Annotated in this window: 33 protein-coding genes; 1 reads left to right on the top strand and 32 read right to left on the bottom strand. The window is 42.8% G+C overall.

The window, feature by feature from the left end; genetic code table 11:
- Positions 1–10 precede the first annotated feature (10 nt).
- The 22 genes from OCU90_RS08310 to OCU90_RS08200 form a co-directional block, all read right to left on the bottom strand.
- Positions 11–430 (bottom strand): GNAT family N-acetyltransferase, encoded by a 420-nt coding sequence (locus OCU90_RS08310; protein WP_061024749.1) that lies wholly within the window; start codon positions 428–430, stop codon positions 11–13.
- Positions 431–556: 126 nt separating this feature from the next.
- Entirely contained in the window at positions 557–1,477 is a 921-nt protein-coding gene (locus OCU90_RS08305) for an alpha/beta hydrolase (protein ID WP_017083595.1), read from the bottom strand.
- 222 nt (positions 1,478–1,699) lie between these two features.
- Positions 1,700–2,131 (bottom strand): DUF2000 domain-containing protein, encoded by a 432-nt coding sequence (locus OCU90_RS08300; protein WP_054541346.1) that lies wholly within the window; start codon positions 2,129–2,131, stop codon positions 1,700–1,702.
- A 151-nt stretch (positions 2,132–2,282) separates the two neighbouring features.
- Positions 2,283–2,690 carry a bleomycin resistance protein gene (locus OCU90_RS08295; RefSeq protein WP_017083593.1) on the bottom strand — a complete coding sequence of 136 codons (408 nt, stop codon included), beginning with the start codon at positions 2,688–2,690 and terminating at the stop codon, positions 2,283–2,285.
- Between the two features lie 87 nt (positions 2,691–2,777).
- A complete protein-coding gene (locus OCU90_RS08290; RefSeq protein WP_061024752.1) occupies positions 2,778–3,215 on the bottom strand; it encodes an NUDIX hydrolase in 438 nt (145 codons plus the stop codon).
- Positions 3,216–3,240: 25 nt separating this feature from the next.
- Positions 3,241–3,657, bottom strand: coding sequence for a nucleotide triphosphate diphosphatase NUDT15 (locus OCU90_RS08285; protein WP_061024754.1), 417 nt, complete (start codon positions 3,655–3,657; stop codon positions 3,241–3,243).
- 98 nt (positions 3,658–3,755) lie between these two features.
- A complete protein-coding gene (locus tag OCU90_RS08280; RefSeq protein ID WP_004733879.1) occupies positions 3,756–4,013 on the bottom strand; it encodes a hypothetical protein in 258 nt (85 codons plus the stop codon).
- A 96-nt stretch (positions 4,014–4,109) separates the two neighbouring features.
- Positions 4,110–4,463 (bottom strand): tRNA-binding protein, encoded by a 354-nt coding sequence (locus tag OCU90_RS08275; RefSeq protein WP_017087128.1) that lies wholly within the window; start codon positions 4,461–4,463, stop codon positions 4,110–4,112.
- Positions 4,464–4,602: 139 nt separating this feature from the next.
- Positions 4,603–5,160 (bottom strand): nucleotidyltransferase family protein, encoded by a 558-nt coding sequence (locus tag OCU90_RS08270; RefSeq protein ID WP_061024756.1) that lies wholly within the window; start codon positions 5,158–5,160, stop codon positions 4,603–4,605.
- A 38-nt stretch (positions 5,161–5,198) separates the two neighbouring features.
- On the bottom strand, positions 5,199–6,044 hold the full coding sequence (locus tag OCU90_RS08265) for an MBL fold metallo-hydrolase (protein ID WP_061024935.1): 846 nt from the start codon (positions 6,042–6,044) through the stop codon (positions 5,199–5,201).
- A gap of 18 nt (positions 6,045–6,062) precedes the next feature.
- Entirely contained in the window at positions 6,063–6,551 is a 489-nt protein-coding gene (locus OCU90_RS08260) for a GNAT family N-acetyltransferase (protein ID WP_061024759.1), read from the bottom strand.
- A gap of 62 nt (positions 6,552–6,613) precedes the next feature.
- Positions 6,614–7,246, bottom strand: a complete 633-nt coding sequence (locus OCU90_RS08255; RefSeq protein ID WP_061024761.1) for an RraA family protein — start codon at positions 7,244–7,246, stop codon at positions 6,614–6,616.
- 61 nt (positions 7,247–7,307) lie between these two features.
- Positions 7,308–7,784, bottom strand: a complete 477-nt coding sequence (locus OCU90_RS08250; RefSeq protein ID WP_061024763.1) for a GNAT family N-acetyltransferase — start codon at positions 7,782–7,784, stop codon at positions 7,308–7,310.
- A gap of 217 nt (positions 7,785–8,001) precedes the next feature.
- Entirely contained in the window at positions 8,002–8,211 is a 210-nt protein-coding gene (locus tag OCU90_RS08245; protein WP_081090013.1) for a DUF3955 domain-containing protein, read from the bottom strand.
- A 235-nt stretch (positions 8,212–8,446) separates the two neighbouring features.
- Positions 8,447–8,698, bottom strand: coding sequence for a hypothetical protein (locus OCU90_RS08240; RefSeq protein ID WP_061024765.1), 252 nt, complete (start codon positions 8,696–8,698; stop codon positions 8,447–8,449).
- A gap of 229 nt (positions 8,699–8,927) precedes the next feature.
- On the bottom strand, positions 8,928–9,341 hold the full coding sequence (locus OCU90_RS08235; protein ID WP_009846835.1) for a GFA family protein: 414 nt from the start codon (positions 9,339–9,341) through the stop codon (positions 8,928–8,930).
- 439 nt (positions 9,342–9,780) lie between these two features.
- Positions 9,781–10,197, bottom strand: coding sequence for a cytidine deaminase (locus tag OCU90_RS08225; protein WP_061024767.1), 417 nt, complete (start codon positions 10,195–10,197; stop codon positions 9,781–9,783).
- Positions 10,198–10,307: 110 nt separating this feature from the next.
- Positions 10,308–10,886, bottom strand: a complete 579-nt coding sequence (locus tag OCU90_RS08220) for an O-methyltransferase (protein ID WP_017080557.1) — start codon at positions 10,884–10,886, stop codon at positions 10,308–10,310.
- 160 nt (positions 10,887–11,046) lie between these two features.
- Positions 11,047–11,655: a sugar O-acetyltransferase gene (locus OCU90_RS08215; protein ID WP_061024768.1), complete on the bottom strand. Its 609-nt coding sequence runs from the start codon at positions 11,653–11,655 to the stop codon at positions 11,047–11,049.
- Positions 11,656–11,750: 95 nt separating this feature from the next.
- Positions 11,751–12,125 carry a VOC family protein gene (locus OCU90_RS08210; RefSeq protein ID WP_017099885.1) on the bottom strand — a complete coding sequence of 125 codons (375 nt, stop codon included), beginning with the start codon at positions 12,123–12,125 and terminating at the stop codon, positions 11,751–11,753.
- Between the two features lie 65 nt (positions 12,126–12,190).
- Positions 12,191–12,916 carry a pseudouridine synthase gene (locus tag OCU90_RS08205; protein ID WP_081090014.1) on the bottom strand — a complete coding sequence of 242 codons (726 nt, stop codon included), beginning with the start codon at positions 12,914–12,916 and terminating at the stop codon, positions 12,191–12,193.
- Positions 12,889–13,050, bottom strand: a complete 162-nt coding sequence (locus OCU90_RS08200) for a hypothetical protein (protein WP_099426160.1) — start codon at positions 13,048–13,050, stop codon at positions 12,889–12,891. Before OCU90_RS08200 ends, OCU90_RS08205 begins: the two co-directional genes overlap by 28 nt.
- A 208-nt stretch (positions 13,051–13,258) precedes the next feature.
- On the opposite strand from OCU90_RS08200, the gene OCU90_RS08195 reads away from it, so the two are divergent.
- Positions 13,259–13,660, top strand: a complete 402-nt coding sequence (locus OCU90_RS08195) for a YkgJ family cysteine cluster protein (RefSeq protein ID WP_017063956.1) — start codon at positions 13,259–13,261, stop codon at positions 13,658–13,660.
- 53 nt (positions 13,661–13,713) lie between these two features.
- Here OCU90_RS08195 and OCU90_RS08190 read toward each other — a convergent pair whose 3' ends face one another.
- From OCU90_RS08190 to OCU90_RS08145, 10 genes are all read right to left on the bottom strand, one after another.
- Positions 13,714–14,115: an NUDIX hydrolase gene (locus tag OCU90_RS08190; protein ID WP_061024772.1), complete on the bottom strand. Its 402-nt coding sequence runs from the start codon at positions 14,113–14,115 to the stop codon at positions 13,714–13,716.
- Positions 14,116–14,344: 229 nt separating this feature from the next.
- Positions 14,345–14,725, bottom strand: coding sequence for a SpoIIAA family protein (locus OCU90_RS08185; RefSeq protein WP_061024773.1), 381 nt, complete (start codon positions 14,723–14,725; stop codon positions 14,345–14,347).
- Positions 14,726–14,837: 112 nt separating this feature from the next.
- Positions 14,838–15,341 carry an HAD family hydrolase gene (locus tag OCU90_RS08180; protein ID WP_061024775.1) on the bottom strand — a complete coding sequence of 168 codons (504 nt, stop codon included), beginning with the start codon at positions 15,339–15,341 and terminating at the stop codon, positions 14,838–14,840.
- Positions 15,342–15,384: 43 nt separating this feature from the next.
- Positions 15,385–15,885 (bottom strand): GNAT family N-acetyltransferase, encoded by a 501-nt coding sequence (locus tag OCU90_RS08175; protein WP_061024777.1) that lies wholly within the window; start codon positions 15,883–15,885, stop codon positions 15,385–15,387.
- A gap of 39 nt (positions 15,886–15,924) precedes the next feature.
- The gene (locus OCU90_RS08170) at positions 15,925–16,869 is read right to left on the bottom strand and encodes a D-2-hydroxyacid dehydrogenase family protein (protein ID WP_061024779.1); all 945 of its coding nucleotides are present in this window, start codon (positions 16,867–16,869) and stop codon (positions 15,925–15,927) included.
- Positions 16,870–16,962: 93 nt separating this feature from the next.
- Complete coding sequence (locus OCU90_RS08165; RefSeq protein WP_061024781.1) at positions 16,963–17,430, bottom strand: ASCH domain-containing protein; 468 nt, start codon at positions 17,428–17,430, stop codon at positions 16,963–16,965.
- Between the two features lie 236 nt (positions 17,431–17,666).
- Positions 17,667–18,722 (bottom strand): glycerophosphodiester phosphodiesterase, encoded by a 1,056-nt coding sequence (glpQ, locus tag OCU90_RS08160; RefSeq protein ID WP_061024783.1) that lies wholly within the window; start codon positions 18,720–18,722, stop codon positions 17,667–17,669.
- Between the two features lie 78 nt (positions 18,723–18,800).
- Complete coding sequence (glpT, locus tag OCU90_RS08155) at positions 18,801–20,174, bottom strand: glycerol-3-phosphate transporter (RefSeq protein ID WP_061024785.1); 1,374 nt, start codon at positions 20,172–20,174, stop codon at positions 18,801–18,803.
- A gap of 505 nt (positions 20,175–20,679) precedes the next feature.
- On the bottom strand, positions 20,680–20,934 hold the full coding sequence (locus tag OCU90_RS08150) for a DUF3297 family protein (protein ID WP_004733911.1): 255 nt from the start codon (positions 20,932–20,934) through the stop codon (positions 20,680–20,682).
- A gap of 274 nt (positions 20,935–21,208) precedes the next feature.
- Entirely contained in the window at positions 21,209–23,410 is a 2,202-nt protein-coding gene (locus tag OCU90_RS08145) for a TonB-dependent siderophore receptor (RefSeq protein ID WP_061024787.1), read from the bottom strand.
- Between the last annotated feature and the right edge of the window lie 90 nt (positions 23,411–23,500).

The following is a 23,500-nucleotide window of genomic DNA, read 5'->3' as shown; positions in this document are numbered from 1 at the left end:
GCTTAATACGCTACTTTTTGACGAGCGACTTGGTGAGAAACGATAGCGAGGAATCTACAGGGTAATTTTCTAACACCACCTGGCATTCATACCCTCGTTTCTCATAGAAAGGTTTGGCTTGGAAACTTAATGTATCGACCAATGACGACGTACAGCCTTGAGACTGTGCATACTCTTCAATACGCTTAAGTAGTTTACTGCCGACTTGCTTTCCTCTCATCGAATCATCGACCCAGAGAAACTTAATCAGTAACCAGTTTCCCCAAAGATCAGCGACAATACCACCAACTTTGTTGCCTTCCACCATCGCGTAGTACGCAACTTGAGACTTGGGTATCCCTTCGAGAAACGGTGTGTTGTGTTTGATTAACCCGCCTCGGACTTCATTAATGTCGTCATCGGAGGGCTCGATATCTAATTGGTATTCCATTGACTTCCTATCTATAGATTAACCGATTGTCTTATAATAATTGAGTCTTAAATAAGGTCTATCTGGCGCTAATTGAGATATACACAGCGTCCAGATTAACCATAACTAATTGTACTATCTATAATTTTAATTTCGAGTCATCAATTTTTTTGAAATTAACTCAACACAATGCTTTGCTGATTGACTAACACCCGATAACTGAAAGAAACCATGGATTACACCCGAATAGCGCTGGCAACTAGCATCAACACCTTGCGACACCATTAACTTATAGAGCTGTTCGCCTTCGTCACGTAATGGATCGAACTCGGCAGTGATGATGGTTGTCGTTGGCAGTCCGTTAAAATCACAGTTCAAAAGGTTGAGTTCAGGCTCATTGAATGCATTAGATTTATTATTTGTGTATAACTCGAAGCCGGAAAGCAACATGTTTGCCGTTATAATATAGTTTGTGCCATTTTCCACGTAACTGCGTGAACTTCCTTTAGGATCTAGCATCGGATAGATAAGAATTTGCTGGCTCGGTAACCAAGACTCATACTTTTTTAGTCTCAATGTTGTCGCCAACGCTAATTGCCCACCGGCACTATCACCAACAAACGCCATTTGTTCGATATTGCCACCATATTTGCGACCAAACTCCTTGATACCAAGTACAGCTTGATACACATCGTCGTGCGCCGCTGGATATGTATGCTCAGGTGCCAGTCTATATTTGATGCAAATAACAATTGAGTTAGATTGAAGGGCAATCTGTCTTAATTGAACATCATGTGTTTCAAAGCCACCGCTGATAAAGCAACCACCGTGGAAGTACACTGTGATAGGTAGATTCGATTCGGTCGTAGGCTTATAAACTTTTATCTGCACACCATTTAATGCATCTAAGAATTCGTGTTCTATTTTAGGACTCTTCCCCGCTAAAACGGTACTGCCAATATAGCCAGTACGTCGCTCTTCGATGGTTTGGAGTGATGGGCAAGGTTTACCATTGGATTGGAAGTCTTCGACTAGATCTTTAATGCCTGGTTCTAAATGATTCGTCATTTTATGACTCAATGATTGAAAAATCGAGGGATGATATACCAAAAGAAAGGCATGTACATACATACAGTTTTAATTTGTGAGCTCAATTAAAACTCTTGTTCAGATTCTTAATAATCCGAGAGCAATAACTACATAAATGCTTCAAACCAAAGCAGCAAATCTAAGTTTGATCTCGAAGACTAAGCATTAATAGTGTTATTAATTTATAGGTAATACGGACATTTACTTATACAAGCTAAACTTCTTTGTAAACTCACGCAGGATTTCCGTGTCACCAAACAGGCATACACCAAGATACTCAAGGTCTTCTTCTTTGGTTTCTTTGGTTCGTTGCTGCTGCTCAACAGAACCACCTTCGATCATTGAGCTCGTAAAATCGGTAAATTTAATACCACGGCTGAAGGCTTCTTCACGCACTTTTCTAAGCTTATTTGAGTTGTCTGCTTTCAGCACGATGAAAGGGTAATGAGATAAATTAGGGTGGACATTGCCATCCAAGTCTTCATAGTCAACGTAGCAAGTCTCGTCACTTTCTAATTGATTAGATAGGCCAACGCTCAAGTGCCCTAGCACGTTCAATGTTCTTCCTAAATCCATCTTTTTGCTTAAAACCGCTATGAATCGTTTTTGGCTTTCGTCTGGTAAATGGCTCACTACATATCCTCATTCATTCTTAATCACAGTATTTGTATAACGCATTACTGGGGCGTGAGCAATGCAACCTTAGTACTCAGTTAATACGTTTAGTCTATCCAATAATCTCGAGCAAAGACCAGTATTTGGTATCCAACCACAAGGTCATGATTTAATGAATATCTTGGCAGAACCTAAAGAGATAACCGTCTGGAGTTTGAACGATGAACTGCTTCTGAGTCGCGATCGAATCACCACATTGATAAGACTTCGACTCTAACGCTAAGTAAATAGAATCAGCGGCGCTTTCGTTAACTCTCTGATATAGAGGTTCGATATCGATAACATCCCATTGGAAGTTAACACCACGCCCTAGCGGAAACTCCAGATCACCTGAAAGCCATTTTCGACTTTTGCCCGCAATCCCTTCAAGCATCACATCAACACCATCAAGCGTTAGATAAGCAAACTCTTCATCTGGGCGATCGTATTTCACTTCAAACCCCAACACATCGACAAAGAAGGATTTGCTCACATTAATATCGAAACAATAAAGCTCTGGAACTACTCGTAATGTCATGATTTACCTATTCACTAAATAGCGAGAGATTAGTAAGAATCTAATCAGGATTTCCACTCTAATATAGAGTTAATTAATCTGTGTACTTTAGCTAGCTTTGTAAAGCCTTTCGTTGATCTCCCAAAGCGCGTTTCTGTTCGAGTCATATGTTAGAAGTTCAATAGCTTCTTGGTAGTCACACCAACGGTAATCTGTGTGTTCATTTGATAATTGAGGATCTTCCGTCACTTTAACTGAGAAGGAATGCTCAGGAATTACGAATGGATGCTCAGTCCAATTGTGATTTCCTGCATAAAAGACTTTTGGAAGCATGCACATTGAATCGAGCAACTGCCAATTACAACCGACTAGCTGAGTCTCTTCAGAGAGCTCTCGTTTTGCTGCTTCAAGTAATGACTCATTGTCTTCGCCACCACCCGATATTGCCTGCCAAACACCATTGTCCCTTCTGCGTGCGATTAAAAATCGATATTTGTTATCGACTGTTTTGTAGGGAAAGACTAAAACCTGAAAAGGTGCTCTCATTGATGTGCCCTCCAATCATTCGCGTTTACTGCGCTAGCTTCCCAAGGATGACCGGATCGCTCAACAGATTCGTCAGAGGAAGAAACAGTGGCTCAGGTAACTCATCTAGCTTAAACCATTTCCATTGCTTACATTTATCAGGTTCTGTTATCTGTGGTTCGCCGCTAGCGTCAGAAGCAACAACAAACAGCGTTATATAGTGCTTGTTCTCTTTCTCAAAAATATCATTGGTAAAAGTCAGCTTCTCAAATGCACTAACAACTAAGCCAGTCTCTTCGAGTGTTTCGCGTTTGGCACACTCTTCGATACTTTCACCCCACTCAAGGTGTCCGCCCGGCGTTGCCCATGTATGAGCCCCATGAGAACCAATTCGTTCTCCAAGTAGTACTCGTCCTTCACGTAGAATAACCGCAGCTACACCTGCTCTTACTTCCTGACTCACTTAAAACTCCTTAAGAAAGAAATCCAACCTTCAACGATTAATGCCATGTATAACGAATCAATCTCGATTAATTCACTGTTCTACTTCGACCAATATCTTTATGACTCTAGTATTTTGTTACCACGTACGATCTGATAAATAGCGATATTTTTCTCAGTCAAAAGCCTCACGAGATCTGGTACACATTGGATAGGCATCGCAAGTTCATACCCAAACTCCAAATGTGAAATAGACGTTGACGGTGACTGACCAACAAACGACTCAAGTATGCTGAGAGCCGTTCCTTCCCACTCTCCAACTTCAAAATAAACGTTATACATGTCTTCGCTATAATCTCTTGGCGTACCAGCTTTCATCTCTTGTACCCTGTTTTGTGTTCCATCTATGATGTTCGCTTTAAGTTAAGATACGCGTTATTCCGTCTTACATTATTGTTCACGTTTATGTGTACGTTACCCAGCTCGAGCACCATTAGGCATTTCGGTTTCAGGACAAGCTAAACACGGATTTAATTTGTCTTCATAACCAATATCAAACAACATCCCTTGAGACACTTCACCCGCCATCTTTCTTTCAGGCAAGTTCACAACAAACAAAGCTTGCTTGCCTTCGATTTCTTTCGGGTTTTCTCGCTCTTGTTTAATGCCAGCCAAGATTGATCGCTGATGATCGCCAAAGTCGACGGTGAGTTTCATCAGCTTATCTGATTTAGCGACTTCAGAAACCTTTACGATTAAGCCGACACGAATATCTAATTTTGCGAAATCATCAAACGTAATTTCATCTTTAATTGGAGCGTATTTCATAAACCAGACCTCGTTATTTCCAAATCACATAACGTACAACTAAGTCACTAACAATGCTGAGACTAGATTCAAATTTACCACTGACGCCAAACTGAATTAAATACCCAATGTTAAGAGCAATCCCACAAAGCTTTATAGATCAATTCCAAGGAAGCACTTTTACTTGCTGCCATCGAGCCTTATAACCAGTGGTCATTTTGTTGTAATTTACTTCTGTCATTGCTCGCTTATTCGGCTTAATCAGCATATCAAAAGCGTCCTCTACACCGTATGGGGCAAACAACTTGATGCCGCCTGAATCATTCAAAGTAAACCCGATAGTAAATGCAGAGAGCCAAGACTCGATACCTTGTTCAACACGATCGTATGGTTGAATGAAGCAACCAAACTTCTTAGCGTAATGCTCATGAATGGTCGCTTGGTTCTTTACGTCCACGTCGACACAATGACTTAACCGCGAACGAATGCGGTTTTTGAACTCATCTTCATTGATAGCTGAGGTACTATTGAAATAGACAACATCGAAGTCTTTGACTTGGTCTAGAAGCGGTTTGTTTTCGATATCATTCCAGATGATTTGCGTGATAGCACCGCCTGCAATATAGAAGTTTGGCAAGCCCACCTCACGACATACTTTGGCTGTTTCGATTAGCTCAGGAACTTGTTGAATGAGGTTCTTTAGTTTTTGTTTATTCATCGTGACCTAACTAACATCCATCTAAGGTTTGACCAACGCTACACATGAATACGCCGACCTGTCGGCATTGCTTCCAGACGCTTGCCTAATACTTCTTTCAACAGGTCATAAGCTTTCTTGCCTGTGCAGTGCCCTGTATACAGTTTATCAATGGGGTATTGAGACAACGTCAATCCAAGATCTCTAATGTCTTGCTTTGTGCCACCAATACTATTGAACAATGGTAAGCCCACTAGATGGAAGCCCCCGACAACCGCTTTTATTCTCTCTCCTGGGAACAGAGTAACCGCTGTATCAACCATATTAAGAACGCCACTATGCGCACATCCCGTGAATATAACTAAACCATCTGGCTCTTTAATCACTAACAGTAATTCATGATCAAATGAGTCGCGCTCCCGTCGATTTTCCGACTGTGTATAAAGGTATTTATTACCCTTAGGTTGTTCGTGTTTCACGCTAATATCTGTGATAGCAAAGACATTTGGGGCGATCTCAGTCGTACGATTAACGAAGACTAACCGCTCGTTGCTGTTTTCTAGTAAGTCCGGATTGATCCCGACATCACTTTTGAAACCGAAAGCCCGGAAATGATAGCTTTTCTGTTCGCAATTTTTCAGAAACACTTTGGATTTAGAGTTATGAGCAACAAAATCAGCGGTGCCATTACAATGATCATGATGCCTGTGTGATATGACAGCGAGGTCTACATCTTTGATATCAATACCCAGTACTGGTGCGTTTTGACAAAACGTATCGCCACTTCCCATATCGAACAAGATCTTTAGCGATTCAGTTTCAATATGCAGTGATAGTCCGCGCTCAACGGCTAAATCTTTCCTGTTATCCAGTCGAGAGTTATCAACCAGCGTCGTTATTTTCATAGTTCCCTTTTGATTCATTTACGAATCGCACATTGCCCAACGGAAATAAGGTCTTTGACCATCCATTCGCTCAACCTCTGCACCCAACCTTTTGTAGAAATCATGCGCTTTCTTATTATGTGGACTTGCCGTCCATAAGATGTGAGAGGCATATGATGACTCCGCTTGTGACTTTAAAGCCAACATAAGTTCACGGCCATACCCTTTTGATCTTTGACTTCCTGTAACCAATAAGTCGTCAAGCCAGATTGATGGCTCTCCACTGAAGGATGAATATCGATAGTGATACAGTGCGAAGCCAAAAGGCTCACAATTCCGTTCCAATATTAATGCATGAGCAAATGCGTAATCACCAAATAGTGTGCGTTCGATTTTCTCTATAGTTGTCGAGATTTCACCACTAAACCCTCTCATACTCCGGTCAAAGTCAGCTTTTTGTTCAATAAACTCTAACAAGACACTTGAGTCTTCTTTCGTCGCAGTCCGTACGATCACTCTCTTCTCCATGGATGAATTTATTCGTTGTCGCCTAACACCTGTTAATTGATGAAAATGCCGCGCATTGCGAATCAGTTTAAAGTGCTCTCAGATTTTCGTTTCGCAGACGTTATTGCTTGGGCTATTTTAGCCCTATGACTCGTTTCCCACTCAGCGAGTGTTAATGAAGCTTCGTCACTTGCTTTCTTTGAAGCCATTAGAAACACTTCATCTTTTCTTGATTTAGGAATAACGACAATACCCTCTGCATCAGCAACAATGATATCTCCCGTAGACACCTTTGCTCCCCCGCAAGCGATTGGAGCGCCCAATTCAGAATAGACCTCTTTCTTTCCCGGTACTGGATGAACACCTTTCGCAAAAACTGGAAACTTCATATCTGAAATTTCACTCAAATTTCGAATGACACCATCAATAATAAAACCTTTGATACCTCGACTCTTAGCGACTTCGCATACACTACCGCCGGCTACTGCATATTCGCTATCAACTCCATCCACTACAATGATGGAACCTTTTGGTGCTTCGTATATGGCTGAATGAAGCATTAAATTATCACCAGACGTTAACTGGACAGTAAACGCTTCTCCAAAAATTGGCGGCATTCCCTGCCAAAGAGGACCAATACTAAAATTAATAAAGTGGTCGTTACTTAGTATGTTTCCGTACTCGGTTGTCGCAAGTTTTGAAAAGTCTGACTTCATATTTTCACTCCATGTTTGAATGAAACCTGCCGGTCTATGTATGTTGCTTGATATGTTGAGGCTATCCGCTTAGTTTCTTAGACATATTGAAACCGGTAACCTCAAAGCCAACTTCTTTATACAACTTAAGCGCCCGCTCATTATGGTATGCGACCCTCAGTTTTATTTGATTGATGCCAATAGCAAGTAGTTGGGTCTCTAACGCAGAAATTGATTGAGTACCATAACCTAGGCCTCGATGTTCATTCGAAATGAAGAAGTCATAGATAAACGTAGATTTATCCCCAAGATTGACTGAGTGCCAAAGGTAACCCACAAGCTTACGTTCACCATCGACTTCAACATCAATGCATAATAGCGAATGCTCATTGCTCTCTAGTCCGTTAGGGAAGCTGCGATGCAAGTCCTTCTTTGCCAATTTGACTGCAACGTCTAAAGAATGCCCATAGTTTCTAGCTATTTCCTGACTGTAATCGTCAATAAAATACTGACAATAAGCTGGATATTCGTCTTGGCGCATTCCTCTAAGTACTACCATATTCATCCTTTATAAACGTTGAATTCAATTAGTAACATAACGCCCGCTTGAGCAGGTGGCAACGCTACTAATGCTCTCAAATTTAACACCTAACCCACTGAAGTTAAAACGAGTGGAAACACCAATACCGGCGCATGCCAAAATGCCAAGCGTACCGAATCGCGCCTAAGTTGTTTGTGATAACGAAACATCTTCGTTTACTCGCAGCTTAACTGGTCTACTGACACTTTCTGTGTCTAACGAAGGCTACAACCAAAGCCAGCAACGCAAGTAGCTCAAAAAGCCAAAATAGAGGAATAAGCCCGAATGGCTCAACCAACACACCATTTTTATCTACGTATGAACCTATGGTGTTATAAGCAATGAAACACAAAAGACCACTAATGCAGAAAAGGAAACTGATTTTATACTTACGGAGAAAATTCATCGGAGCCTCGACATTTGAATATCTAAAATGTCAGACACTTTGTAAGAGAACATGGTTCACTCGGATAGGCATAATTGGATAGACGAGTTATCGCCGCTTGAAGTAGCTGACATCGCGATCACCTCACCTCACCCATTGTGCCGAAAACACTAAAGTTGATTCTAGCTGGAAATGCCAATCGTTTAGCATCATTTTTATATACCGAAATGGATGACAAACACTTGTTATGTGCTTTTTATTGAGGCCTATCTTCTGGGTTATCACGATACCAAGCTTCGAGCAGTTCCCGACCATAGATGACTTCTGTCTGCATGTGCATGTAAAGAAGGAATGCAGCCAATAGAAAACTAACTCCGTTCAACCACCTTAATGCTTGTTTACGCTCTGCATCATAGAAAAACATACTGACACCAACAAGCAAGAAAGGATAACAACCTATAATAAGTAACAACCAGCCAAGGTAACTTGATATTGCCATATCTGTCATTTCCGCCCCCTCAGAGCCATTAGAAAACTCATTGTATATTAGAGTAACTATTCAGCTATTAGGAGTTCACATAATCGAGTTTCGAGGCACTTCAAGTTGGGGGTTGATGCTGGGATGTTAGGCGTGAGCACCACCTAACCGAAACCATTACACCGCAAACACAAAACTCGACCGAAACTAAAAAATGCCGAGCGTTGTGAATTAGTCTTAAGCTAATAAAAACTAAGTGCTACTCTCCACTTTCAAAGTGGGCAAATACTTCTGCGCCAGTCATATTTTGTGTTTCATTTTTAAATTCGTAGTATTCGGGCTTTTCATCGATAAATATCTGATGAGTTAATTTGTAGTCATCCCCAGACATCAATAAACCGACAGGAAGATGATACTGATTATTTGGCACTAAAAAGTAAAACAAGTGAGTACCACATTTACCGCAGAATCCTCTCTCAGCCCACTCGGATGACTTATATCTCACTACATTTGATTCACCTGATATTTTAACTGAGTCAGCGCAATCAATGACTAACATCGGACCGCCAGACCAATTTCTACACATACTACAATGACAAGCCCCCAATTCATTACTGGCGTACTCTACTTCCAACTCAACCGAGCCACATAGGCACTTTCCTTTACCTTTCATGAATCCTCCAATCTTTGCAATGTGTGTAAAATGAATAGCAGATAACGTTTTTTATACCGATGACTTAATAAGAAAAGGCTATTTTTTGTTTCCCTTATCCGACAGATACGCGGCATACTTTTTAGAGATCCATTTATGAATATGAAGCCCTGTTTTACGAACAAGATACAAATCTATAGCAGCTAGAATCACCAAACCGATTACAGTTCCCATTACAAAACCTCCATGCTCATTGAAATGTCACTCTACCAAATAGTTAAGAAAGGCACCGTGAACCTAAACAAACTATTAAGACTAGATATGGTAGTTGCTTTTACTCACGAAGAATTACAGGGGGATGATGCCCGCTTAAGTGGTGATCAACGTAATACCACCTTAACCACTAAGCGCAACGCATAGTAAAAATGCCACGTATTGTGAATCAATCTTAAACGGTTTGCTATAGTGCTTTACCGTTTACCAGTGACCAATGGTGAGGCATTAGTTCACGTATAGTTTTAAAAACCAATGAATTATCTGGAGTCGTAATTGCTGCTTTAACATCCCCACCCCAATGGACAAGGCGCTCTTGGCAAACTCCGCATGGTGACAAGATTAAAAACTCATCGTTCTCGCTTTCACGACACAGGCATAACGAGTGGGTCACTCGCTCATTGAGTTTGTGAGCCTCTAAATACGCCCCCACTTCCATACATAGTGAAAGAGCATCATTTTTAGTATCAGGAGCAATGCTTGTTAATATTTTTCCTGAATCTGTTCGAACAGCCGCTGCGCCACCCCAACCTGATGGATACCGAACCTTTACTAGTTCTACTGCTGCTTGATAAAGCTCTCTTTCGATATTATGACCATCCATATTCAATTTTATCGAGCGCTATAACGCTGCCTTAAGCTTTGAGTGAACGTGTGCCATGTTTGATCGGAGCGAGTTCGGCACGCGTTTACGAATCAGATTTAGAGGCTTTGTTAGGCTACTTTTACGCACATAACTATGCCTGTTGACCAACAAAGCTTTGCAACAACAAGATCATCCCGCTGTGTTAATTGCTCAATCAACTCACGTACCTTTTCATTATGCTCTTCTGACCAATCCGAACGAATTTGCATATCATCTATGATATAGAAGCCACCAATTTTAAGACAAGCTAGCGCCTCATCTAGGTAGTGGTATTTACCTGGCCAAGTATCAGCAAATATCAAGTCAACCGACAATGGCGAGGTTCGATCAATAACATCTTCACCATTCGATAAAACAATATCAATTCGCGGATCTGCCCCCAGATAACGACGAGCTATATCAATATTTTCTACCGAATTATCCACCGTTGTTAATTTGGAATCTGTTGACATTCCATGCAATATCCACGACGTACATAGACCAGTACCAGTCCCAAGCTCTAACAAGTACCCTGATTGCTTACTCGCAGCTAAAGCAGCTAAAAATGAACCTATCGGAAGTTCTGATAATTGCGGAAAGCCCATTGCGAGTGTGGCTTTCAATATCGATTCATATTGTTTGGGATAAACTTCCACTGTTTCGTTCATATACTTTTCCTTGTAGCCTAACTGCTATTAGACAGAAAAATTCTGTACCTGAATACTGATTAATTCTGTCTAGTTTCTAAGATGCACAAGTAATATGCAACTAAGCCATTGCATAACAATGGCTTATGTCACAGCTAATTTCAGGCGTGTGAAAAACCGCCTACTTTAGTTCATCTGGAATGCGGCGATCTTTGTGGTAATACTCTCGGTCGCTCTCGTTGATTTCGCGTATCACTTTGCATGGGTTGCCAACTGCGACGACATTGGCTGGGATGTCTTTGGTGACGATGCTGCCTGCGCCTATTACTGAGTTTTCACCAATGGTGACACCGGGAAGTACGACTGTGTGCGCGCCAAGCCATACGTTGTTACCAATACGAACGGGAACATTGAACTGCGCTGCTTTTAGCCTGAGTTCTGGGCTGATGGGATGTGTGCCAGTGGCAATGGTCACGTTAGGCGCTATCATCACGTTGTCGCCGATGAATACGTCTGTGTCGTCGACCAGAGTTAGATTAAAGTTCACGTATACGTTGTTGCCTAGGTGCGTGTGACGCCCCCAGTTCGCATGTAATGGTGGTTCAATGTAGCAGCCCTCACCGACTTCGGCGAACAACTGCTTCATGATTTGTTGTCGTTTATCACCTTCGCTCGGGCGAGTATGGTTGAAATCGTATAGCACTTCTAAGCATTGAGTTTGCTCAGCAACCAAATCAACGTCGTCACAGTAGTAAACGTCTTGGCTGTGCATTTTAGCCTTTATATCCATGTTTGAACCTATTTGATCATTGCCTTATGTCGGCATAAATAAAGAAACAGATGGATAATTTGAAGTTTCACTGGCCTCAATGCAAGTTGGATGAATCAGCGCGACCTGATGTTTTCAGCCACACGCCACAGCACACCACTTGGGTCAGTGATACAAAACTCAAGCATTCCCCAAGGCTGTTCAACAACCTCGGAAACGGTAACTTCAAATTCCGACACTACATTAGAGTTTTGGATGTGTTGATACCAACTTTTTACGTCTTCAACCAGCAAGTGCATCATGTAATTGTGACAGTGCGCAGGTTCATAAAAGTTTTGCAAAAGGAAGGCGCAACTGCCGTGTCGTAGATAGGCGATATCGTGAAATTCAGACATCACTTCGAAGCCGATTGACTGGTAAAAACGCTTAGATAAATCGAAGTCTTTCGCGGGCACGAAAGACTTAATTTCTGAGACTTTTAGGTTTTCCATCTTACATCCTTATAGTGCTGATATTCTGGTCCTGACACGCTTAACGCTTTAAGTGGTTACAGCGTTTATTCAGAGTCTTGCTGAAATGAGTCGACTTCGGCTTTAGTTAGATAACGCCACTGACCTGCTTCAACATCTAAACGAACATCACCAATCTGTTCACGGTGTAGGCCAACAACTCGGTTTCCTACTGCAGCAAACATTCGTTTCACTTGATGAAACTTGCCTTCTGTAATGGTCAACAGCACTTCTTTATTGGTAATCATTTCGAGCTCTGCCGGACGCGTCGGTTGTTGCTCACCTTGCAATTGAACGCCCAGTTTGAACTTGTCAGCAACATCGTCTTTGATATCTCGTGACAATGTCACGCGGTACACCTTCTTACATAACTTGGTTGGCAGCGTGATGTTGAATGACCAGCGCCCATCATCGGTAATCAAGACTAAGCCTGTTGTGTCTGCATCTAAGCGCCCTGCGATGTGCAGTTCTGATGCTTTGTCTATCTCGATGTAGTTGAACAGTGAAGGATAAACTTCATCGATATTAGAGCAGATAGTACCCGCAGGCTTGTGCATTAGGAGGTATCGAAATTCTCGTAACTTAAGCGGAGTACCATTTAACAAGATGGTGTTGCTTTCGTGAACCTGAGTCGATTCATCGGTGACCGTCTCACTGTTTACGTTCACCTCACCATTATGGATGCGTTCAATAGCTTCAGGCTTGGTTAGGTCAGTGCTTTTGCATAGGTATTTATCAAGGCGCATTAATCGTCGGCACCACATTTTGCGCATGGCTTGTAAGTACGTTCGCCTTGAGCAATCACCACATAGTCTCGAACGCAGTTATCACATAGCGCCAACTTTGGGTAAGCGTCTTTCTGTTTCTTTGCGTTGATGTTGCCTTCGGTGGTGTATACGGTTCTCATTTTTATACCTTGTTTTAATAACTTGCTAGGCGCAAATTGTATCACTGTTTACAGCTTTGATTGGAGTGGTGGTGCATAGATAAATTGTTTTTAAGCGCCGCCATTCCATGTTCTCGCCCCGTAACGGCTTAACCATGAACAACAAAGTCAACGTGCCACGCCTATCAGTGGTAAAATGATAAAAGCTCACCAACCAATGAAGTCACTAATGAAAAATTGTAATCAATGCGGGAAATGCTGTATCAAATACGGAGATGGTGACCTTGCCGCAACGCAAGAAGAGATTGATTTGTGGGAGTTGTTCAATCCAGACATCTTTGAGTATGTCCGAGGAAGCGAGATCTGGTTTGACCCTGAATCTGGTGAACGTTTAACTCGCTGCCCTTTTCTGGAGCTGGTTCCGACGAAAGACACCAAGGCTCAAGCCAAGTACACATGCAGCATTTACTTAGACCGACCAGAAGATTGCAGACACTATCCAAGCCTGATTAATGAGATGGTACGAGATGAGTGTGAAATGATTGAGGTGGTGGATTTGCATGACACGAAGAAAGCTCAAAGGAAACTCGACCTGTTGATGAAAGACAGCCGCCCTTCAAGCTATTCGTAAGCGATGATCTTTTGAAGATCAATCTTCAGCATGAGCTAATAGCCGCTAAAACCTTAAGCCAAATACTGGTTCGCTTCTAACCAATCAAGCGCAACCAGTGCCGCCAATGAGCATACCGCTCTGTCGTTGCCGTCAACAAACTTAAGCTCTTCAATTTCGGCATCTGGAGACAGTTCGCCAGTATAATCAGCAAGATAACAAGTCAATTGCACCGATACGCCTTCCGCCTTGCCATCAGCTTGGCCTGTAAAGGTCTCAACGTATTCGATTGAATCAGGCACTAAATCTACGGAGATCTCTTCTTTTATTTCGCGAACCAGTGCTTGCTCGTCACTCTCGCCAGCTTCACGCTTACCACCCGGTAGATAGAACAGTTCTTTGCCTTTTGATCTCACCATCAACAGCTTGCCGTCTTTGATGAATATCCAAGCCAGCTTATCAATTACCTTATGCATGTCGTTAGACCTTATTTCTGTTTTAGTTCTCGTTATTACTGAATCTAGCCACACCATTAGTCGCGACCAAACAAAGCCTGGGTATGTTACACGCTGGAATGAATATACTCTATTGAATCGAATGGGAAATATCATAGCCAAAACAAAAAATGACAGCCTTTAAGCACAATGCTCGTTAACCGTCATTAGCGTTGTTTACGGATTGCTCTCTAGCTGTCCGTAGATAGAATCAATCAACTAGCCACTTAAGCGCAGAGTCGTGGTCTTCGAATGACTTAATCTCACCCGACACAAACCAACTCCCTACTTTTGAAGCGAATTCTTGCCAGCTTTTATCACCATAAATCGCGATTTTGTCTATCTTCGAATTGAGCTCTAATCCCAGTTTGAAATCATCCCAAGCAGCACGCAACTCCCAGCCCCTTAAGGTAGAGATGTCGACCAGCATCTTGAGTTTCGATGAATCGAGTTCTTCTAGCGTGGTATTTAGAATTGGTATCATTGCTTGATAATCATCATGTGTGAGTTTGCCTTTCGCTTTGAACACAACGATAGTTTCACCGCTAACACGTTCAATTCCAACCGATATTCCGTGACGTTCGATACTCATAACCTAGCCCTCAAAGTAGAAACTAGAGTTAGCTTAGAGGATTAAATAACAAAGAGATGAGAGGTTGGCATCAAAACGAACAAGCACTTTATCTGGGCTTAATATCAGAGAGTTAATCGCGCTTCTCCAACAGTTCGCTTAGGCTTTGAACTTGTACGACATTCGGATTCTCTGACTTAAGCTCAACTCCTTCCGTGTTCAGCCACACCGCTTGCAAACCCGCTTCAAGTGCTGGGTAAATGTCTTTCTCTAAGGTGTCACCTACCATGGTGATATCTTGTGGTGCAACACCGAGTTTGGAAATGATGGCCGGATAAAAGCCCGACTCGAACTTAGAAAAGCCAATGCTCGCCTTACAAAAGTAACCCAAGATATATTGAGATAGGCCAACGCGCTCAAAGGCTCTAATGATGTCGTCTTTACTGGAATCACCAGCATTGGTGGCAACATACACTTGGTGAGTTTTCGATAGTTCAGCCAGTAATGCACGAGCACCACTCACTTCTTGTACGGTTTCCCAGTCGCACATCTTCCCTTGTGCGTCTGGGAAATCGACCATCAGCGTATTGCCCCAGTCGAATAAGACTATTTCTGTTAATTCGATTAGCTTTGTCATCTTGCCTCCTGCATACGATGAATTATCTAATGTTTAAGCGAGCCTATAAAAACTTCTCGATCAGGATCTCGTCAAAGTATTGGTCACCAATCTTACCGTGTTTCTTAGCCGTTCCGACGATTTCAAAACCTTGCTTAAGGTATACCGCTAACGCGCGCTCGTTGTCTGCTCTTACATAGGCGAACAGCTTTTCATAACCTTTGGCTTTCGCTGATTTGAATGTGTAATCAAACAACTGCTTGGCGACGCCCTGCCCACGGCTATTGGCATCAACATAGGTTCCAATGATACCAACATGGTCAAAGGCTTTAGTATAAGTAGCAAATGGTTCGACATTCTGGAAGCCAAGTAACTGACTCGTAGCTTCGTTAACTGCAACGCTAAACACACCACGCGCAGGGAACGACTCAATGAATGCCTTTTCTTCATCAACAGTAAAAGTCTGATCCAAGATCGTATAACGCGCTTCGATAATGATTGGATTCAAGACATCAATAATGCCTTGTGCATCTTCTACTGTTACTTCTCTGATTGTTAAGCTCATGCTTCTCTACCTTTTTATTGCTTTGGGCAGATTCTATCGTTACATGCGATCTCTTTGATAGGACAGAATGTTGTCGAAAGCGATATCGAAGTTGAGTTCGTAGCTATTTTGTTCAACATAGCCTAAATGTGGTGTCGCAGTGACGTTTGGTAAGGACAGTAGCGGTTCGGCGTCTGTTGTTAGGGGCTCACAATCGAACACATCAATAGCGGCAGTTTTGGTCGGTACCTCGCGTAGTTCATGATACAAGGCCATCGGTTCGACTAACTCGGCACGGCTGATGTTCACAAACAGTGAGTTCGGTTTCATCAAGCTAAGGTCGTGTGCCGTAACACATCCTCTGGTGACATCATTCAAACGCAAATGCAAAGAAAGAACATCAACTTCTCGAAAGAAGTCTTGTTTGGTTGCTGTTGCTTCGAAGCCATCTGCTTGTGCTTGATCGCGTGAAGCTTGGCTGCCCCACACTACGACAGACATCCCAAATGCTTGGGCATAATGTGCAATGCATTTGCCGATCTTGCCGTAGCCCCAAATACCAAGCTTCAAGCCCTTCAAAGTTCGACCTAACCCTAACGAGCCAGAATCTTGCCACTGGTTTTGCTTAAGGTTTGACGCGTAAGTAGGAATGTGGCGCGATGCAGCCATAATCAGCGCCCAGCATAGCTCGGAAGGCGCAACAGGCGAGCCTCGACCTTCTAAAACGGTAACACCAAATCGTTCGCACATTTGCGAGTCGATATGGTTACTCACTTTGCCCGTCTGGCTAATCAGTTTGAGGTTAGGGAGTTGTGATAACAGAGATTCGGTGATCTCGGTTCTTTCACGAATAAGCACAATGGCTTCAAACGAGACCAACTTAGCGACGAGATCTTGCTTCGAGTAAGTCTCGGTAAATACCGTGACATCGTGTTGTTCGAGTTTGTTGAAGCAATCGAGGTCTTTAACGACGTTCTGGTAGTCATCCAATATCGCTATTTTCACATCACTCTCCTTGTGATTGTTAGTTATCTTGTATTGGTCAAATGAAGATCAAAGTGCCATGTATCGAGATTCAACACGGCACTCGCTGGGGCTTCACTGTTGATAAACCACTTTGAAACGCTCCAACATAAGTAACATGTCTTCACTTGGTGAGATCTTGAGCTCTTCACATTCACGAGAGAAGAAGTTCCAGTGAGCTTTTCTCCACCATTCTAGTGTTTTGTCACCCTCGCCTTCTGCAGCAGCAAACTCCGCACTCACTTCGTTGTATTTGCACGACGACACCGACGTGATCTCAACAATACAGACGGGCTCACCATCCCAATCGGTGACGACTTGCAAGTGACCAACGATGGGTCTCGTCTCGCCTTCATGGGTATACCAGTGTTCAAGGCCGCTGGACGCCTGTTTTTCACCTTTTAAAATCAACTGAGCGCAGAGGTTGGCGTTGTATTCATCAGCACAGTAATAATCAGCACTAAAGGAGGTATATTGCGAAGCAACGTCTGCTGACAATGTATTGAGGTAGCTATCGAGATAAGCTTTGCTTCTTTCTTCCATGATCTTTCCAAATTCAATATAAGGTCGAGTCGATAAATACTATAGATTAAGCATTTGACTGCACTGGAAGTAACCTATCAAGCCGCGTTATGGCTGTAAACTGAGTGAATATCAAAATGTGGGTTGAGAAAGAAGAATATGGGTAGGATTTTAAGACTAATGCATGAAGAGCTAAAAGCGCCTTAAGACAGTGCTTTTAGCTCTTCGTATTTCGTTACTAGTATCTAAGCAGGAAATTAACGGTTTAAGAAGTCGACCGCTTTATCTGGGAAATCGGTAAACACACCATCGACTTTGACTTGGTTGTAAAAGACATCCAACATGCCATCAAAGTTATCAGCATAAGCTGGGATTCTTCCTGGGTCAGCACGGAACGTGTACGGGTGAACGTCTAAGCCAGCGTCTTTTGCTGACTTCATCAATGGTTTAATAATGATGTTATCTTTGGTCGATGCATCATCCACCAGCATAGGTTTCCAAGGGCCAATGCCATCAGCGTAGCTCGCGACTTTTGCCATGCCGCCTTTCTCAAACATCCAATCATAACTGTACGGCGTCGCTTTATCGCCCTTGTAAGTCATGGTTTCGTTCCAATCTGTATAGGCCATCAGCTGAACAAGCTTAAGATCCATTTCCATCGCAGGCATTAATTCATCGTTAATACGTTGCAGCTCATTGGCATCAAAACACTGTAGATATACTTTGTCGTCTTTTGATAGATAACCATATTGCTGCAAGGTGGCAAGCACCGCTTTCGAGATATCTTTGCCTTCATGACGATGGAACCAAGGCGCTTTGATTTCAGGATAAATGCCTACGTCATAACCCAGCGTTTTGTTTAAGCCTTGAATCAGTTCAATTTCTTCCGCAAAAGTAGCAACGCGAAAATCTGACTGCCACATAGGGAAACGTGTTGGGTACCCTGCCACTCTGTTGCCTTGCTCATCTAGGTTAAAACCTTCTGTCACTTTTAATGATTTGATCTCAGCAAGCGTAAAGTCAATCGCGTAATAGCGGCCATCAGCTCGTGCGCGATCTGGAAAGCGGTCAGCAACATCGGTGACGCGATCTAAATAGTGATCATGCAATACCACCAGTTGGTCGTCTTTGGTCATCACGACATCTTGTTCGATGTAGTCGGGTTTCATTGCGTAAGCGAGTGCTTTAGCCGGCAATGTATGCTCAGGTAAATAACCAGAAGCACCGCGATGCGCTATCACTAAAGGGTCGGCGAACGCATTGGCAGATAAGCTAAGTGCTAATAAAGTCAGAGACAGTGGCGTTGTTTTCATTATTGTTTCCTTGATAAAACAGAAGCAGGATATACCTGCCTCTGTTGTTTATTAGTATGACGTTGTCCAGTGAATGAACTACTGAGTTAATGCTTCTTTCTGTTGTTCGCGTTCTTTTTGTTTGTGGTGTTCACGCTCTCCTAAGAAGGCGTAAAGCAGACAAATTATTGAAGCAACACAAGCACCGACCAAGATAATGAAGCCGCCATCCCAGCCGTAATGGTCAACCATGAAACCAAGCACGGCATTGGCAGCAACTGCGCCACCTAAGTAACCAAACAAGCCAGTAAGACCTGCAGCCGTACCTGCCGCTTTCTTAGGTGCAAGTTCAAGTGCATACAAGCCAATTAGCATTACTGGTCCGTAGATAAGGAAACCAATCGCGATAAGTGCCAGCATATCAACCGTTGGGTTACCTGCCGGATTTAGCCAGTACACTAATACAGCGACAGTCACAAGAACCATGAACAGGATCCCTGCTGGTGCGCGTCGGCCCTTAAACAACTTATCTGAAATCCAACCACACAGTAGCGTTCCAGGAATACCCGCCCACTCATACAAGAAGTAAGCCCAAGAAGATTTATCTACTGAGAAGTCTTTTGCTTCTTTCAAGTAGACCGGAGCCCAATCAAGCACGCCATAACGGATAAGGTAAACAAACGCATTAGCAATCGCGATTGACCACAACAACTTGTTAGAGAAAACGTACTTAAAGAAGATCTCTTTCGCCGTCATTTCTTTCTCATGAGACGTATCGTAGTCGTCTGGGTAATCGTCTTTGTGTTCTTCAATCGGCGGTAAGCCACAAGATTGAGGCGTATCTCTTACGGTGAACCAAACAAAAATAGCAACGAGCGTGGCAAAAAATGCAGGAACATAAAAAGCGGTTCGCCAGTCGTCATTAAAAGCCCAAAGACCCAATAAGAACATTGGTCCAATCAAACCACCACCCACGTTGTGAGCAACGTTCCATACCGACACTATCTCGCCACGTTCTTTACGCGACCACCAGTGAACCATGGTTCGCCCACAAGCTGGCCAGCCCATGCCTTGAAACCAACCATTCAAGAACAGCAGGATAAACATCGCAGTGATGCTGCCTGTCGCCCATGGCATGAAACCAAAGCAGAACATGACCAATGCCGACATTAACAAGCCGCCACTGAGGAAATAACGAGGGTTAGAACGGTCAGAAACACTGCCCATTAGGAACTTAGATAAGCCGTAAGCGATAGATACCGCCGCTAATGCAACCCCGAGTTCTCCGCGACTGTATCCTTGTTCAATAAGATATGGCATCGCCAAACTGAAGTTTTTGCGGACTAAATAGTACCCCGCATAACCAACAAAGATGCCGAGAAAAAGCTGCCATCGTAATCGTGTGTAGGTGCTATCGATCTTATCGGTAGATAAGCGATCGATATGCGCCATAGGTTTGAATATTCCAAACATAGGAACCTCATGTGTATTGGGCGATAGAAATAAAAATGCTCGAACGAAAAAATTAGGCGCTCATTCGAAAGTCAGGGCATTGTATGTGCTTCAGGATTATTTTCTGTGATAGAGATAGCCATTAACAATAAATAACCTTAAATACAGCACTTTAGTTTCATTTAATTAGACTACGCTTCATATTTTTGTTTTTGATGGGTTAATTTATCAGCAGTGATTTCGAATATGAATCAACCCAAAACGAGCGAGCGAACATAAATCAACCAGCAGTAAACGCATTATTCCTACGTATGCATAGTAGACGTCGACAAGTTCGATAAGCTTTGTGGAGTTATGGAGGTGGTTATTGGTTATTGGTTAAACAAGTTCGCCAGCATTAATGCAAACAAAAAGGGCCTAGATTTCTCTAGACCCTTTCAAGTAATAACTCTTAGTGACTTTATGTTGGCTAATTAGACAAAACATTTGCTAACTACACGAAGCATTAGCTCGTCACACAAAGCGATTATTCTTCGATGTAAAAAGCTTCTACAGAGCCTTTTAGAGTAATAAGCATTGGCTGACCACGGCGGTCTAGCGCTTTTGGAGAAGGGATCTTAACCCAACCTTCGCTGATGCAGTATTCTTCAACATCAGTACGCTCTTTACCATTTAGACGAATGCCGATTGGGTATTCGAAACACTCAGCCACGTGGTGTGGGCTGCGTGGGTTACCTGCTAGATGATCTGGTAAAGCTGGTTTTGAATTAGTATCGCTCATGTTCATTACCTGTATGTACGTAAATAAAAAAAGTGCGCCATTCTAGTCAATATAGGCTTTGTGCTCAACAACTGCTGCAATAAATCGTAGTGATCGTTTTAATCAACAGCGAGTTGTTTGATTTAAAGGCGGTAGTTGCAGCATTTCAAAACAAAACTTTCACAGATTTCAACATTTCTAGCGAAGCTAAGAATGATTACCCTAATATAAAAAAAGCACCCAGCCCGTTGGACTGAGTGCTCATAAACGAGTAATCACTGATTATAAAGTTACGTTACCAGTCATAAGTTACGCTCGCAATCACGTTACGGCGATCACCGTAAAAGCAGTAGTAATCACACGTCGCGACGTACTCTTTGTCTGCTAAGTTCTTCGCTGCAACTTGGAACTTATAATCTTCAATACGGTAGCTCAATGTTGCGTCAAACAGCGTGTAAGAAGACACTTTGTTTGTCTCGGTATTGTCAGCGTAAGAATCACCAACATAACGAGCACCCGCACCAATAGTTAAGCCATCTAGTGGACCATTTAGGAAATGGTAGTTCGCCCAAGCTGAAGCCAATTGGTCAGCAATTTGTGACGGCGTATTGCCTACATTGCTGCTTGTCGCATCTTTAGTTATTTCGGAATCGATGAATGAAACGTTACCAATCAAGGTTAATGCTTCAGTTACGTTTGCGACAGCTTCTAACTCAAGACCGCGGTTACGAACTTCACCAATTTGTGTTAGTTGACCGGCAACTTGACGCGCTAAGTTTTCTTTCGACACTTCGAATGCGGCAATGTTGAAGTAACCGTCGAAGCTACGCGGTTGGTATTTCAAACCGACTTCGTATTGCTCGCCACGTTCTGGTTTCGCTGGGTCACCATTTTGATCAAGCTGAATGATTGGGTTAAACGACTGAGCATAGCTCGCATAAGGTGTAAAGCCACTATCCATCAGGTAAGCAACACCGAAGTTGGTTGTCCACTCTTCGTTATCAACCTTCGTTTTAGCACCAGTAGTCGTGTTATGTGTCTTGTTTTGGGAATCATCGTAACGAACACCGATTTGTACCGCCCACTTATCCGCAATCATCATTTGGTCTTGTAAATAAAGGCCTAATTGATTATTTTTCGTTTTAGTGGTTTGACGATCTGATTCATCAAGTGGCGCAAACGTTGTTGGATTCAACAAAGCTACATTTGTGCTGTATGACGGGTCAAACACGTTAAAGATTGGGTTCGGTATATTTCCTACACCCGGCACAGGCAAAAGACTGTTTCCGTCACCAATGATTGGATCAGCAGCGTAATCTTTACTATCAATATCGATGCTCTGGTAATCAATACCAGTCAGCAAGGTGTGCTCGACTGAACCTGTCGTAAATTTATGGATCAAACGATTATCGATGTTAAATGCGTCGGATGTTCCTTCTTCAGTTGATGCTTGGCGGATAATAGAAGAACGTGTTGGATCGTAAGGTGCTAGAGCCGTATCACCAACATACTGCGAGTAATACATTTGACGTAAGTTGATGTCCATTTGGCTGTAGCGTGTGTTTTGCATGAAATAAGTACGATCATTGAAATGATGTTCAAATTCGTAACCTACTGAGATTTGTTCACGCTCAAACGTTTCCCAATCCGTATTACCTAACGCAGTGCTGTCACTAATAGTGCCATTTGGATTCGACGTTAACGTTCCTTCCATTGGTAGGAACTGGAGGTACGGGTCGGAATCATCTTTCTGGTAGCTAGTTAGCAGTGTGATTTTTGTGTCGTCTGTGAATTTATAAGCCAGAGAAGGAGCGATAAAAATGCGTTCAGCCTCTACACCATCGACACGGCTGCCATTTTTACGACCAAGTGCTTGCAAGCGAAACGCCATTTTATCGTTAACTTCAGAGTTCACATCTAAACTAATTTGCTTGCGATCATCAGTACCGTATTCGATAGCAAACTGACCCGAGCCACCATCAAACTGTGGACGCTTACTGATTACGTTAATAACACCACCCGGAGGGGTTTGACCGTATAGCGCTGATCCTGGACCACGCAAGATTTCTACTCGTTCCAAGCCAAACGGGTCGATTTGCCAGCTGTAAAAACCCGATGAATACAAACGCGTACCATCTTGATACAAACCACTGTTAGCTTGCTTAAAGCCACGGATAACAAACCAATCTTGCTTGTTGTCTTCACCGAAGTAGTTCGCTTGAATACTAGGCGTGTACTGTAGTGCATCTGCAATACTGATTGACGCTCGGTCGTCCATCTGTTCACGAGTCACAATCGAGATCGCACGTGGTGTCTCGCCTATCGCAACATCAGTTTTTGTAGCAGTACGACTACTTAATCCAACGTAACTAAAATCTGGACCTATTGAGCTGTCTTCAAGCTGCTGTCCAATAACAACAACGGTTTCATCTTCGTTGGCCTGAACCATTCCTGACGTTATAACTAAAGCGACCGCAAGTGCTGTTGGGGTGCGCATAAAGTGCCGATTCATATATTTCTCCTTCAATACGGCTATGAACCAATTGCAATAAAACACAAACAATCACTGTGATTTTTATTAATCAAT

The organism is Vibrio splendidus, assembly GCF_024347615.1.
GTDB classification, from domain to species: domain Bacteria; phylum Pseudomonadota; class Gammaproteobacteria; order Enterobacterales; family Vibrionaceae; genus Vibrio; species Vibrio splendidus.
The sequence above is the reverse complement of the archived record's forward strand: the minus strand, read 5'-3'. Positions and strand labels throughout refer to the sequence as shown.

Coding starts and splice junctions, on each gene's coding strand:
- OCU90_RS08305 (WP_017083595.1), bottom strand. CDS start 1,477: ATGACGAATCATTTAGAACCAGGCATTAAAGATCTAGTCGAAGACTTC.
- OCU90_RS08270 (WP_061024756.1), bottom strand. CDS start 5,160: ATGAATAAACAAAAACTAAAGAACCTCATTCAACAAGTTCCTGAGCTA.
- OCU90_RS08265 (WP_061024935.1), bottom strand. CDS start 6,044: ATGAAAATAACGACGCTGGTTGATAACTCTCGACTGGATAACAGGAAA.
- OCU90_RS08295 (WP_017083593.1), bottom strand. CDS start 2,690: ATGACATTACGAGTAGTTCCAGAGCTTTATTGTTTCGATATTAATGTG.
- OCU90_RS08145 (WP_061024787.1), bottom strand. CDS start 23,410: ATGCGCACCCCAACAGCACTTGCGGTCGCTTTAGTTATAACGTCAGGA.
- OCU90_RS08235 (WP_009846835.1), bottom strand. CDS start 9,341: ATGAAAGGTAAAGGAAAGTGCCTATGTGGCTCGGTTGAGTTGGAAGTA.
- OCU90_RS08225 (WP_061024767.1), bottom strand. CDS start 10,197: ATGGATGGTCATAATATCGAAAGAGAGCTTTATCAAGCAGCAGTAGAA.
- OCU90_RS08175 (WP_061024777.1), bottom strand. CDS start 15,885: ATGAGCTTAACAATCAGAGAAGTAACAGTAGAAGATGCACAAGGCATT.
- OCU90_RS08165 (WP_061024781.1), bottom strand. CDS start 17,430: ATGGAAGAAAGAAGCAAAGCTTATCTCGATAGCTACCTCAATACATTG.
- glpQ (WP_061024783.1), bottom strand. CDS start 18,722: ATGAAAACAACGCCACTGTCTCTGACTTTATTAGCACTTAGCTTATCT.
- OCU90_RS08180 (WP_061024775.1), bottom strand. CDS start 15,341: ATGACAAAGCTAATCGAATTAACAGAAATAGTCTTATTCGACTGGGGC.
- OCU90_RS08255 (WP_061024761.1), bottom strand. CDS start 7,246: ATGAAGTCAGACTTTTCAAAACTTGCGACAACCGAGTACGGAAACATA.
- OCU90_RS08310 (WP_061024749.1), bottom strand. CDS start 430: ATGGAATACCAATTAGATATCGAGCCCTCCGATGACGACATTAATGAA.
- OCU90_RS08150 (WP_004733911.1), bottom strand. CDS start 20,934: ATGAGCGATACTAATTCAAAACCAGCTTTACCAGATCATCTAGCAGGT.
- OCU90_RS08275 (WP_017087128.1), bottom strand. CDS start 4,463: ATGAAATACGCTCCAATTAAAGATGAAATTACGTTTGATGATTTCGCA.
- OCU90_RS08250 (WP_061024763.1), bottom strand. CDS start 7,784: ATGGTAGTACTTAGAGGAATGCGCCAAGACGAATATCCAGCTTATTGT.
- OCU90_RS08245 (WP_081090013.1), bottom strand. CDS start 8,211: ATGAATTTTCTCCGTAAGTATAAAATCAGTTTCCTTTTCTGCATTAGT.
- OCU90_RS08240 (WP_061024765.1), bottom strand. CDS start 8,698: ATGACAGATATGGCAATATCAAGTTACCTTGGCTGGTTGTTACTTATT.
- OCU90_RS08205 (WP_081090014.1), bottom strand. CDS start 12,916: ATGCGCAAAATGTGGTGCCGACGATTAATGCGCCTTGATAAATACCTA.
- OCU90_RS08185 (WP_061024773.1), bottom strand. CDS start 14,725: ATGAGTATCGAACGTCACGGAATATCGGTTGGAATTGAACGTGTTAGC.
- OCU90_RS08190 (WP_061024772.1), bottom strand. CDS start 14,115: ATGCATAAGGTAATTGATAAGCTGGCTTGGATATTCATCAAAGACGGC.
- OCU90_RS08210 (WP_017099885.1), bottom strand. CDS start 12,125: ATGGAAAACCTAAAAGTCTCAGAAATTAAGTCTTTCGTGCCCGCGAAA.
- OCU90_RS08260 (WP_061024759.1), bottom strand. CDS start 6,551: ATGGAGAAGAGAGTGATCGTACGGACTGCGACGAAAGAAGACTCAAGT.
- OCU90_RS08215 (WP_061024768.1), bottom strand. CDS start 11,655: ATGGATATAAAGGCTAAAATGCACAGCCAAGACGTTTACTACTGTGAC.
- OCU90_RS08195 (WP_017063956.1), top strand. CDS start 13,259: ATGAAAAATTGTAATCAATGCGGGAAATGCTGTATCAAATACGGAGAT.
- OCU90_RS08280 (WP_004733879.1), bottom strand. CDS start 4,013: ATGAAAGCTGGTACGCCAAGAGATTATAGCGAAGACATGTATAACGTT.
- OCU90_RS08220 (WP_017080557.1), bottom strand. CDS start 10,886: ATGAACGAAACAGTGGAAGTTTATCCCAAACAATATGAATCGATATTG.
- OCU90_RS08200 (WP_099426160.1), bottom strand. CDS start 13,050: ATGAGAACCGTATACACCACCGAAGGCAACATCAACGCAAAGAAACAG.
- glpT (WP_061024785.1), bottom strand. CDS start 20,174: ATGTTTGGAATATTCAAACCTATGGCGCATATCGATCGCTTATCTACC.
- OCU90_RS08290 (WP_061024752.1), bottom strand. CDS start 3,215: ATGAGAGCACCTTTTCAGGTTTTAGTCTTTCCCTACAAAACAGTCGAT.